Source organism: Leptolyngbya sp. CCY15150, from assembly GCF_016888135.1.
Taxonomy (GTDB): Bacteria; Cyanobacteriota; Cyanobacteriia; order RECH01; family RECH01; genus RECH01.
In genome coordinates, this window is sequence record NZ_JACSWB010000292.1 from 145,942 (window position 1) to 155,857 (window position 9,916).

At 53.4% G+C, this 9,916-nt stretch carries 10 protein-coding genes and 1 pseudogene; 5 read left to right on the forward strand and 6 right to left on the reverse strand.

Features of this window, described 5'->3' with window-relative positions; translation table 11 throughout:
• Positions 1-331 precede the first annotated feature (331 nt).
• Both JUJ53_RS23635 and JUJ53_RS23640 read left to right on the forward strand, forming a co-directional pair.
• Complete coding sequence (locus JUJ53_RS23635; RefSeq protein WP_204154507.1) at positions 332-1,249, forward strand: J domain-containing protein; 918 nt, start codon at positions 332-334, stop codon at positions 1,247-1,249.
• Positions 1,250-1,382: 133 nt separating this feature from the next.
• The gene (locus JUJ53_RS23640; protein WP_204154508.1) at positions 1,383-1,748 is read left to right on the forward strand and encodes a DUF2237 domain-containing protein; all 366 of its coding nucleotides are present in this window, start codon (positions 1,383-1,385) and stop codon (positions 1,746-1,748) included.
• Positions 1,749-1,997: 249 nt separating this feature from the next.
• On the opposite strand, the gene JUJ53_RS25645 is transcribed toward JUJ53_RS23640, so the two are convergent.
• Positions 1,998-2,648, reverse strand: a complete 651-nt coding sequence (locus JUJ53_RS25645; protein WP_204154509.1) for a LuxR C-terminal-related transcriptional regulator — start codon at positions 2,646-2,648, stop codon at positions 1,998-2,000.
• 651 nt (positions 2,649-3,299) lie between these two features.
• Between JUJ53_RS25645 and JUJ53_RS23650 the strand changes: the two genes are divergently transcribed.
• The 3 genes from JUJ53_RS23650 to JUJ53_RS23660 all read left to right on the forward strand — a co-directional run bounded on the left by JUJ53_RS23650 (position 3,300) and on the right by JUJ53_RS23660 (position 5,045).
• Positions 3,300-4,352, forward strand: a complete 1,053-nt coding sequence (locus JUJ53_RS23650) for a hypothetical protein (RefSeq protein WP_204154510.1) — start codon at positions 3,300-3,302, stop codon at positions 4,350-4,352.
• A gap of 97 nt (positions 4,353-4,449) precedes the next feature.
• Positions 4,450-4,590: a hypothetical protein gene (locus tag JUJ53_RS23655; protein ID WP_204154511.1), complete on the forward strand. Its 141-nt coding sequence runs from the start codon at positions 4,450-4,452 to the stop codon at positions 4,588-4,590.
• 218 nt (positions 4,591-4,808) lie between these two features.
• On the forward strand, positions 4,809-5,045 hold the full coding sequence (locus JUJ53_RS23660; protein WP_204154512.1) for a hypothetical protein: 237 nt from the start codon (positions 4,809-4,811) through the stop codon (positions 5,043-5,045).
• A 6-nt stretch (positions 5,046-5,051) separates the two neighbouring features.
• Here JUJ53_RS23660 and crtB read toward each other — a convergent pair whose 3' ends face one another.
• The 5 genes and pseudogenes from crtB to JUJ53_RS23685 all read right to left on the reverse strand — a co-directional run.
• Positions 5,052-5,975, reverse strand: a complete 924-nt coding sequence (gene crtB / locus JUJ53_RS23665) for a 15-cis-phytoene synthase CrtB (protein WP_204154513.1) — start codon at positions 5,973-5,975, stop codon at positions 5,052-5,054.
• 94 nt (positions 5,976-6,069) lie between these two features.
• Positions 6,070-7,497, reverse strand: a complete 1,428-nt coding sequence (pds, locus tag JUJ53_RS23670) for a 15-cis-phytoene desaturase (RefSeq protein WP_204154514.1) — start codon at positions 7,495-7,497, stop codon at positions 6,070-6,072.
• 257 nt (positions 7,498-7,754) lie between these two features.
• Complete coding sequence (aroC, locus tag JUJ53_RS23675; RefSeq protein ID WP_204154515.1) at positions 7,755-8,846, reverse strand: chorismate synthase; 1,092 nt, start codon at positions 8,844-8,846, stop codon at positions 7,755-7,757.
• A gap of 66 nt (positions 8,847-8,912) precedes the next feature.
• A complete protein-coding gene (locus JUJ53_RS23680; RefSeq protein ID WP_204154516.1) occupies positions 8,913-9,317 on the reverse strand; it encodes a polymer-forming cytoskeletal protein in 405 nt (134 codons plus the stop codon).
• A 252-nt stretch (positions 9,318-9,569) separates the two neighbouring features.
• Positions 9,570-9,916: pseudogene (locus JUJ53_RS23685) on the reverse strand (photosystem II q(b) protein); the annotation flags it as partial.

Genomic DNA, 9,916 nt, shown 5'->3' on the forward strand with positions numbered 1-9,916 from the left:
GTTGCAATCCCGGTCAAGGTTGAGCGCATAGCTCCAGATTCATGCCCAAGACCAACGTTTTGAGGGATGATGAAGGGAGAACTGGAGTCTATACCTGCCGTTTGATGTAGGGCTACGTGAAACGATGGATGTTTAGGGTTGATCGTTAACCTCTATACCATGCGACCTCTGCGAGGTTGATCCAACCATCCAGCGGGTGACCGTTATATCTGTGCGATCGCTCCCCTAACTATCAACAAGAAATCTAGGCGCAGACCGTCTTGTTGCGTCGTTCCGCTGCTTTAGGCCAACCCAGCCAGCGGTACCATCGACTTTATCCTCCACGGCTCCCATGGCTCAGAACTCTTTTTCCAGTGAATGGCTCAAAACACTGTCCGACCCCTATGCCGTCTTAGGACTGTCTGTATCGGCTGATGATCGCCGGGTGTTGAAACGGTATCGTATTGTAGCCAAGCAGCTCCACCCCGATGTTTATCAAGCAACGGAAGACGCCACCAAGAGTTTAGCCGGCCAAATTCTAGCTCGGTTGGTGAACCCTGCCTATCAAAAACTAAAGCAAGACAGCGGACGGGCGGAAGTGATGGCAACGCTGCGTTTTCGGGTGCGCCGGGCTGCCAAAGATGCCCCGATCGCCCCCCAAGGTAGCTTGGCCAAGCGGCTGCTCACCGTGCCGTCCCATTCCCTAGAAACCTTTTATGAAGAAGCGATCGCTTCTCTAATTGACCATCAATACCAGGCACTCGATCAGTTTGAAGCCACCACCTTGCAACTGGGCGAGCTGAATCTGGTGTATTTGCAACTGAAAATGGGCGAGCCGCTTCTACGGGAAAAACGCAGCGGCATTGTGCCGAAAAAAGAAGCGCAGCCGATTCAATTTGCCAGCATTCCCACGGAAGAGCGCCAGCCAGAACTGAGCTACGCCCAGCGGCACTATCATCGAGCCCAGGAATATATTAAGAAGAAAAACTGGTCGATGGCGGTGCAAGAACTACGGGATGCCATTCGCCTAGAGCCAGAGCATAGTCAATATCATGCCGTCTTGGCTCGGGTATACCTGGTGCAAAACCTCCAGGGCATGGCCAAAGTACATTTTCGCCAGGCCCTGAAGCTCGATCCTGAAAATCCCCTAGCGCTAAAATACGCGGAGCAAGTCAACCTGACGGTCAATGGTGCCCAGCCTGCCCCCAAGCCCACAGAACCCCAGCAGAAGCGGAATGGTCTTTTGGGTATTTTTTCCCGCAAGCGCTAGACCGTGCTTATTGACGGCGAACCGTCGCAGGTTTGACGATGGTTTTAGGGGCGATGGTCTCAGGGATGATGGTCTCAAGGGCGATCGCATCCTATCGCCTGCCGTCGCCCCCTTATTGTGTATGGAGAGTATGATGGCTGAGGCAATGAATGTGTTGGGTGAACCCCTAGCGGCCTGCTGCACCGATCCGGTCACGGGATTTTATCGAGATGGCTACTGCAACACCGGCGGAGGTGATTTTGGTGCCCATGTAGTCTGTGCTCAGATGACGGCAGAGTTTTTGAACTATACCCAAGCCCAAGGCAATGACCTGAGCACCCCCCGCCCGATGTTTAACTTTCCAGGACTAAAGCCGGGCGATCGCTGGTGTTTATGTGCCTCTCGCTGGAAGGAGGCCCTAGATGATGGCGTGGCTCCTCCGGTGGTTTTAGCCTCGACCCATGCCTCTGCCCTAGAGCATGTTTCTTTGGGTGACCTGAAACGCTACGCGGTGGAGTAGGGACAGGTCATCGAGTAGACGCGCACACGTCTTTGGACTTCAAGCACCACCGTTGGAACCGAGTCGGTCGAAGCCCTAGGATCACCCTTCGACAAGCCCAGAGTGATCAGGTGATCCTAGGTAATCTCTTCGAGAGTTCAGGCTAGGACTCTGAGGCGTAAGTAACCCGCCTAGTTGCTGAGGCAGGAAACATTGCTTGCCCTGGAATTCCTTTTCGCTTTTCTGTCTTCGTTCTTCTGTCTTGCGCTACTAGTCGGGCTGTACCGATCGCCGCTTGGACAGAATATTTTTGATATGTTTCTTCACGGTATTTTCCGAAATATGTAGCTCTTGAGCCATCTGTTGATAGGAATAGCCTTGCAGGCGGTACTGCCAAACTTCCGCTTCCCGAGGCGTTAAGCCATACTGATGCATAGCGGCGATCGCCAATTGTTGGGCAACTTGGGTCAAATCTTCTAGGGTCACCAAGAGGCAAGCATCGTGATGACGCAAACCGCTGAGCCAGCGCACCCGCGCCCGGACATTCACCTGTTCATTCAGCAAAACTTCCGCTTCCAAAATGAGATGTTGCTCATCTTGGGGATAGTCATTGCGGTAGGCGATCGCCCATTGGCAAAGGTGCCAGATGCAGGGCGGTAGGCTAGGATTCTCGGTGTGGGTTGAACTAGAGGCTTGCTGAAAAAGGCGCTGGGCCGCTCGGTTGGTGTGCAACACCTTGCCGGTGCTGGTGACCAAAACAACGCCATCCATAAATCCTTCTAGGACGGCTTGGAAAAAAGCGAGATCATCCAGATCCTGGGGCTGGCGATGGGGCGATCGCTCGGCACGTTCTGGTTGAACCGCTTGGGGATGACTAGATGGCTGTGACCGTAACAAGGGGGTATTGAGAACAGCTAGCACAATTCGTCTCCTCTCGACAGATAGTCCAGTGCAAACGAAAAGGGGGCTTTATGGATGCTCTCCGAACAGGATGCGTTGCTCCATGGGTTAAGTGGTGGTTCGCGATCTGGACGTCGTACCGATGTGAGCACGCCAGATCGCTGGGTTCTAACTCAGGTGGCTCTAGCTATCCATGGGACGATCGCCATCAAGAACCGACTCTGGCAACAGAGTTAAGTCCCGAAGCGCTAAGGAGTGCACCCATACCTTTTCAGTGATGCTACTGAGTATGAATCGGGTCTTTATGAAGCTGCCATGAGGCAGGCGATCGCGCTCCAACAGCCGTGAGGGTGGCTGATAGGTGATGTAGCTCCGTGAACCTATCCGAAGTGAGGTGAAGTTTAGGTGAAGTACTCAGTAATCATCAGGGGCTATGGATCGTCAAGAGCTACGAATTGACTTAAAAACGGGAAGACTTGAGATGATCCCCATCTTCAAGCCTGCTTGTCTTGCTGCTTAGCAACACGGGTGTGGCATCGACAGCCATAGTCCCACGGGTAGGACATCCAGAAACCCTAGAGACGTGCAAGCTGACGTTGATCTAGACCATGTCTTGCCCAAACTGGCTACAGCTATAGCTTTGTTGTTCAAACTCAGCATTCTACTAAAGCTATGCCCCCTCTTCATCCTGCGTCACTCGAAGACTGGTTTGCTCAGTCCCACCAGCAAGCCTATATCGACCATTTACGTCACATCAAAGGTCTCACGGCCCGCCGGGCTACCTGTTTCATCCGGCTGTGGGTGTATCTGATGCTCAAGCACCTCCATCAAGCCCAACGCTTACAGACACCTATCCATGCGCTCATCCCCCTTTCAGATGCGATCGCCTGCACCCATCGAGAAGCCGCAGAGGTGTTCTATGCCCACGGTGAACGGGGAAGCGATCGCGCTGCTGGACTGATGATCGATCGCCTAGTCGCCCTAGGATTGCTGGACAAAACCTTTGATGGCAACACCACCCTCCTCAAAGTGCGGGCAGTGACCGATCTGCTTATACCGCCTACTGCAACCAATATTGCCCTCTATCCAGATCAGTTTAATCCGCGCCGAGATGCTGTTTTGGTCGCCGCCTTTTTAGCAAAACAGTACAACTGGCTAACGGCAAATACCAATGCCGTTGCCCATCAGACTGCCCGCCAGCTTCGGCATTGGGCTAGCCTGTATCCCAAGGGAATGCGGGTGCTAAGACGGACGGACAACCACAACCCGGTAGGCTTTTACATTATGTTTCCGGTGTCCCGCATATCGGAAGAACGCTTTTTTCAGCCCCCTCGCCAAAGCCTCCATTTATCGAAAATCCACCAGTCCGATCATCCCGATGCAGACCCCATAGCGATCGCCCATCCTGGAGACGACACCTGCTGGTCGGTGTTTGTCCGCAGTTGGCACGTTGATAAGCCTTATGTGACGCAGACCGTCGCGGCCCAGTTCCTGCAAGATTCCCAACAGATCCTGGCAGCCATGCGCACCGACTTCCCCAACCTATGCGATATCCACACCATTCCTATCCATCCTAGCCATGAGGCCCTAGCCCAAGCTCTCGGATTTCAAAAAACCATTCAAGATTCTCAAACCTTTCTGTATTGGGTCTACTCGTCGTTGGATCAATTTCTAGAGCTGGATATTCCTGCTCTTGCCCCCCATCTCCCAATCGACGAACTATAACGATGGCCGATTGTCAACAAAATATCTCGAATAGTCGGATAGTCCTGCCGAGATGGGTAAGATGAAAATACAAGCAGTAGTTATTGATACAAAAGCCATGTTTTCTTTTGCCGCTGACCTCACTCAAACCGCCGATCTAGCTGCCGGGCTGTGGATCGTTTTCATTGTCTCGATCGCCGCCGTCGTGTTGTGTCCGTTACTGTGCTGGACATTACCCAACCGCACTCGGCACGTATAGTCTGCCCTATGGGTTCCAAAGCCCCATGGCTTGCTAGAGTTCGCTAGATTAACCTGAGTTCGAGATAAGCTGAAAGCCTCATTCTCTCGTAGACTGAGAGCTTGATTCTTTCGTCCAACAAGCTGAAAAATTCCCTTAACCCGAACTGACGTTAGATTAGAGATGACGGCTTACCGTCACGCTGATCGCCATGAGTTTTCACTCACCACATCCCACGCATGGTACTTAAGAACATCCGATCTCAGATGATTGCCCGGCGACACGATCGCCCGTCTCGCTTCCTGCTCATTGCTGGCTCTGTCGATGCAGTGCTAGGCAGTGTGACACTGCACCTGCCCCTGCTGATCCTGGGGGTGGCGCTGATGGGAACGGGTGTTGCCCTAAGGCTACGGCGTCCGCAACGAGCGATCGCTTCCCCAGCCATCCCGCTGCATCCAGCCGCACCGCCGTCTTAACTTGCCCTACCGCACTTCGGCATAGAGCTTGGCGATCGGTAGACATAGAAGCTTCCGCAGGCGCGGCACATAGGCACGCTGCCGGAATACGTCATAGTTATTTTTTTCGATCACATCTAGGATTTGGCGGTAGAGGATGAGCGCCGACCACACCGGCCATCGAGCATCGGGGCTAAGTCGGCTAATTCCGCGTTCGGCCTGGGTGTAATAGTTGCGGGCCCGCTGAATCTGATACTGCATCAAAGCCCGCCAGCGGTCGTCCACAACGCCGTTCAGCAAATCCCGCTCGGTGTAGTTAAACAGCGCCAGATCTTCGAGGGGTAGGTAAATGCGTCCACGACGCGCATCTTCCCCCACATCTCGCAAAATGTTGGTGAGTTGATTGGCAATGCCGAGGGCGATCGCTTCCTGCTGGGGAGAGTGGTCAGATTCTTGGTGCCAAGGCGCAACATCTTGGGCTTCATCAACCCCCATCACCGCTGAAGACATCAACCCCACCGTACCCGCAACCCGGTAACAGTAGAGGTACAGGTCGTTAAAGGTCTCGTAGCGGTTGCGATATAAGTCCATTCGCTGTCCCGCAATCATATCGCGGAAGGGTTGAATGTCTATCGGGAAGCGCTCTAGGGTATCCACCATCGCCACATCCGAGGGATGAACCGGATGTCCTGCAAAGATAGATTCCAATTCTTCCTCCCAGCGATCGAGGGTCGCATCGGTGGTAGCGGCGGCCTGGGGGCCATCCACTAGCTCATCCGTTCGCCGACACCACACATACACCGCCCAAATTGCCCGCCGTTTTTCTTCTGCCATGAGCAATGTGCCCATGTAGAAAGTCTTAGAATACTCAGCGGTAATTTGGCGACAGTATTCGTAGGAATCGGCAAGGGAAGCAGTTGTGATGCGCGGGGATTCAGGCAGTTGCAGCATTACATTGCAGGCTGGGGGGTTCACTTTCAGACTATCAGCCATTCGTTTGGAGTCTTATAAGGGCCAGAACAGTCATGGATATTGCACCAAACAACTAGGAAACTGGAACACTTCCAGTTACGGGCGTAGGTGTGGGCAATGGCTCGGATTGGGTTCGATGATCAATGGTCTGCGCCGTAAGCTTACCAGAAAGTACGGCCCCTTCCATACTGGCCAGATAGCGCTGCATCGTGAAGTCGCCGGTCAGATAGAAGTTAGAAATGGGGGTGACTTGACTGGGGCGAAACGGCTGACGACCAGGCGTGGCTTTGTAGACCGAACGGGGAGTCTTGACCACCTTTGATTTCAAGAGCTTAGCTGCATTGTCGCCTGTTAGATGGTCAGGAAACAACTTTTGTAATTCTTGCAGAGTGGCCGCCACAATGTCTTCATCGGGTCGAGTAATCCAATCCTTGGCGGGTGCTAACACCAACTCCAGCATAGAGCGATCGGGGTTAGCATACTCACGACAGGTGTTGCTCATGTCAGCATACACACTGAGCAGGGGCGATCGCGAGAAGAGCAGATGATCAATATCCGTGAGCTTGCGATCAAACCAAAGGTGGATGTTGATGACCGGCACACCTTCTAGACCATCTAAGCGCTGGAAGAAATCCAGTTGTCGCCAGGGTTCGGGCAGCATCACCTTAAGAGGATCGACGGGCATAGCAGAGACGTAGGCATCAGCGGTTACAGTGCGATCGCTCTCGCCGTCTAGACCACGCAACAAAAAGCCGCAGACGCTGCCGTCGTCATTCAGCAAAATTTCTTTGAGCGGGGCATTCAGGTGAACTTCTCCGCCCCGCTCGGTGACATAGTCTACAACGGGTTGGCAGAGGCGCTCGGGCGGCGCACCGTCGAGGAAGGCCATTTTGGAGCCGTACCGCTCCTGCAGGAAGCGGTTCATGGCCGTCAAGATAATCGTGGAGGAGATTTCATCGGGGCCAATGAAGTTGAGGGATTTGGCCATGGCGATGAAGATTTCATCATTCACCCGTTCAGGAATACCGTGCTTTTGCAGCCACTGCGTCCAAGAATACTCATCCATTTCCTCAACGTAGGCCTGCCCACGCAGCATGACCGGGATCAGCCCTAGGCCAAACTTGATTTTTTCTTCCCAGGTGAGCATGTTGTTGTTTCTGAGGATTGCAACAATGCCATTCCAGGGGGCAGGAATATCGGGAAAGTCAAATCGTGAATACACACCGGGATTATCCGGCTGGTTCATGATCATGCTGTGCTCTTTCCACTGGAGCCGGTCTTCAATGCCCAGCTCGCCCATTAATTGCAGCATATTGGGATATGCGCCGAAGAAAATGTGCAGACCGGTTTCATACCAGTCGCCATCTTCATCTTTCCAGGCAGCAACTTTGCCACCTAAAACATCTCGACGCTCGTACACAATGGGGGTGTGCCCAGCATCGACAAGATACTTGGCACAAGAAAGCCCCGCTAACCCAGCTCCGGCGATCGCAACTCGCATTTAACCTGTTACCTTTCGAAATGCTTGCGTATAGTTCTTTTCATTATACGCCCTAAGGTTAATGCTTCTTAATAAAGAGGAGCAATGGCTTAATCATTTATGAATATTGGTACAAGGGCTCCGGATGATTGAGCCGCTGGTTGAAGAGAAGTTTGCTGCTTAGAAGAACCCTGAGGGTGAGGACGAGAAGATGATAGCCACTGCCGATCTAAGCCAGCGCCAGGCTGGCCCAGATCTCAATCATGAAGCGATCGCTCCTAGGGGAGCACGTGGCACTGACCAGATTGGCGCAGAAGATGGTCGCAGAGCACCAGGGCGACCATAGATTCCACCATGGGCACAGCCCGGGGCAGCACACAGGGATCGTGGCGACCTTTGGCGGCCAGCAGCGTCTCTTCACCATCTTTGGTAACCGTGCGCTGCTCCTTGCGGATCGTAGCCGTAGGCTTGAATGCGACCCGGATGATGATATTCTCACCGTTGCTAATGCCGCCCTGGATGCCGCCAGAACGATTGGTCACCGTGCGCAGCCTGCCCTGCTCGTCGGTATAAAATTCATCGTTATGTTCGATGCCGGTGAGCAAGGTGCCGGCAAACCCTGAACCAATTTCAAAGCCCTTGCTGGCGGGCAAAGACATCACTCCTTTGGCCAAGTCAGCTTCCAGCTTGTCGAAAACAGGGGAACCCAATCCCATGGGCACCTGCCGAGCCACGCATTCCACTACGCCGCCAATGGAATCGCCCGCTCGACCCGTTTGTTCGATCAGATCAATCATCCGCTCTGCGCAGTCCATATCTGGACAACGAACGATGTTGCTCTCAACCTGCTCTAGGGTGACGGTGTTGGGATCAATCTGGCCTTCCAAGGCCTGGATGCGCTTGACGTAGCCAATGATCTCAACATTAGCTACCTGCTGCAGAATTTTTTTGGCGATCGCCCCTGCCGCCACTCGACCAATGGTTTCCCGAGCCGAGGAACGCCCGCCGCCCTGCCAGTTGCGGATGCCATACTTGGCGTCGTAAGTAGCATCCGCATGGGAAGGGCGATACTTCTGGGCCATCTCGTCATAATCCTGCGATCGCGCGTCCTTGTTGCGCACTAAGATCATGATCGGGGTGCCCAGGGTCTTGCCTTCAAACACACCGGAGAGAATTTCGCAGCGATCGGCCTCCTTACGGGGCGTGGTGATTTTACTTTGCCCTGGACGGCGGCGATCGAGTTCAACTTGAATCTCCGCCTCAGAAATTTCGACCTGGGGTGGGCAGCCGTCAATCGTAACGCCAACTCCTCCACCGTGGGATTCGCCAAAGGTGGTAACTCGAAACAAATGACCAAACGTATTGCCCATACTCATTCTCCTGCGCTCTAGGGCATCTTATCTCACTTCAGCCTCTTCCACCGCTAGCCAACGTCGTTAGTCCCCTCGCCCTAGAAGTTCCGGGAGTTTAGCCGTTGATGGCAAGGGTTTCGAAGGATTCGGTTCCGTAGTAGCAATATGACCGATATAGAATGCACCCGCCTCAATGTCCAGAGAGTTGGCCGTCACATCACCCTCTAGCCGAGCAGTGCTGCTCAGGGTAAGTCGCCCATCCGCCACAACTCTCGCCTTGACCACCCCATGGAGTGTAATGTTATGGGCCCGAAGTTCTGGCCCTTCAATTAATCCAGTTTGAGAAATTTCCACATCACCAATCACATCCACTTTGCCGTGGATGATGCCATCGACCCGTAGAGCCCCTTCCACATGGATATCGCCTTGGAATTCACTGGTGGCGCTCAGATAGGTTAGCGACCCGACTGGCTTTTTCCGTCCAAACATCGATATGTCTCCCCATGAACTCAGTCTTGAACTGCTTTGCCTACACCTGATCTAAGCCACCGATCATCTATGGCCACCCTGAGATAGCAGTCGCTTGGTCAACGTGGTTGATTCCGTGGTTGTTCTCAATCATAACGTGTTGATTACGATGCTTAGAGTGCCCCCAGCTTCCATCCAAATTAACCCATTCATGCAAAAAGCGCCCCCGAGGGAGCGCTCTTCATCAAGCTATCAGACTAGCTCAGCGATGGATTAACCGATTTCAGGTGCATCCACAGCAGCCAAGTCAAGCGGGAAGTTGTGAGCATTACGCTCGTGCATCACTTCCATACCTAGGTTGGCGCGGTTCAACACATCCGCCCAAGTTCCGATGACACGACCCTGAGAGTCAATCACGGACTGGTTGAAGTTGAAACCGTTCAGGTTGAACGCCATGGTGCTAATACCCAGGGCGGTGAACCAGATGCCCACTACTGGCCACGCACCCAAGAAGAAGTGCAGTGCGCGGGAGTTGTTGAAGCTGGCGTATTGGAAGATCAAACGACCGAAGTAGCCGTGAGCCGCAACGATGTTGTAGGTCTCTTCTTCTTGTCCAAACT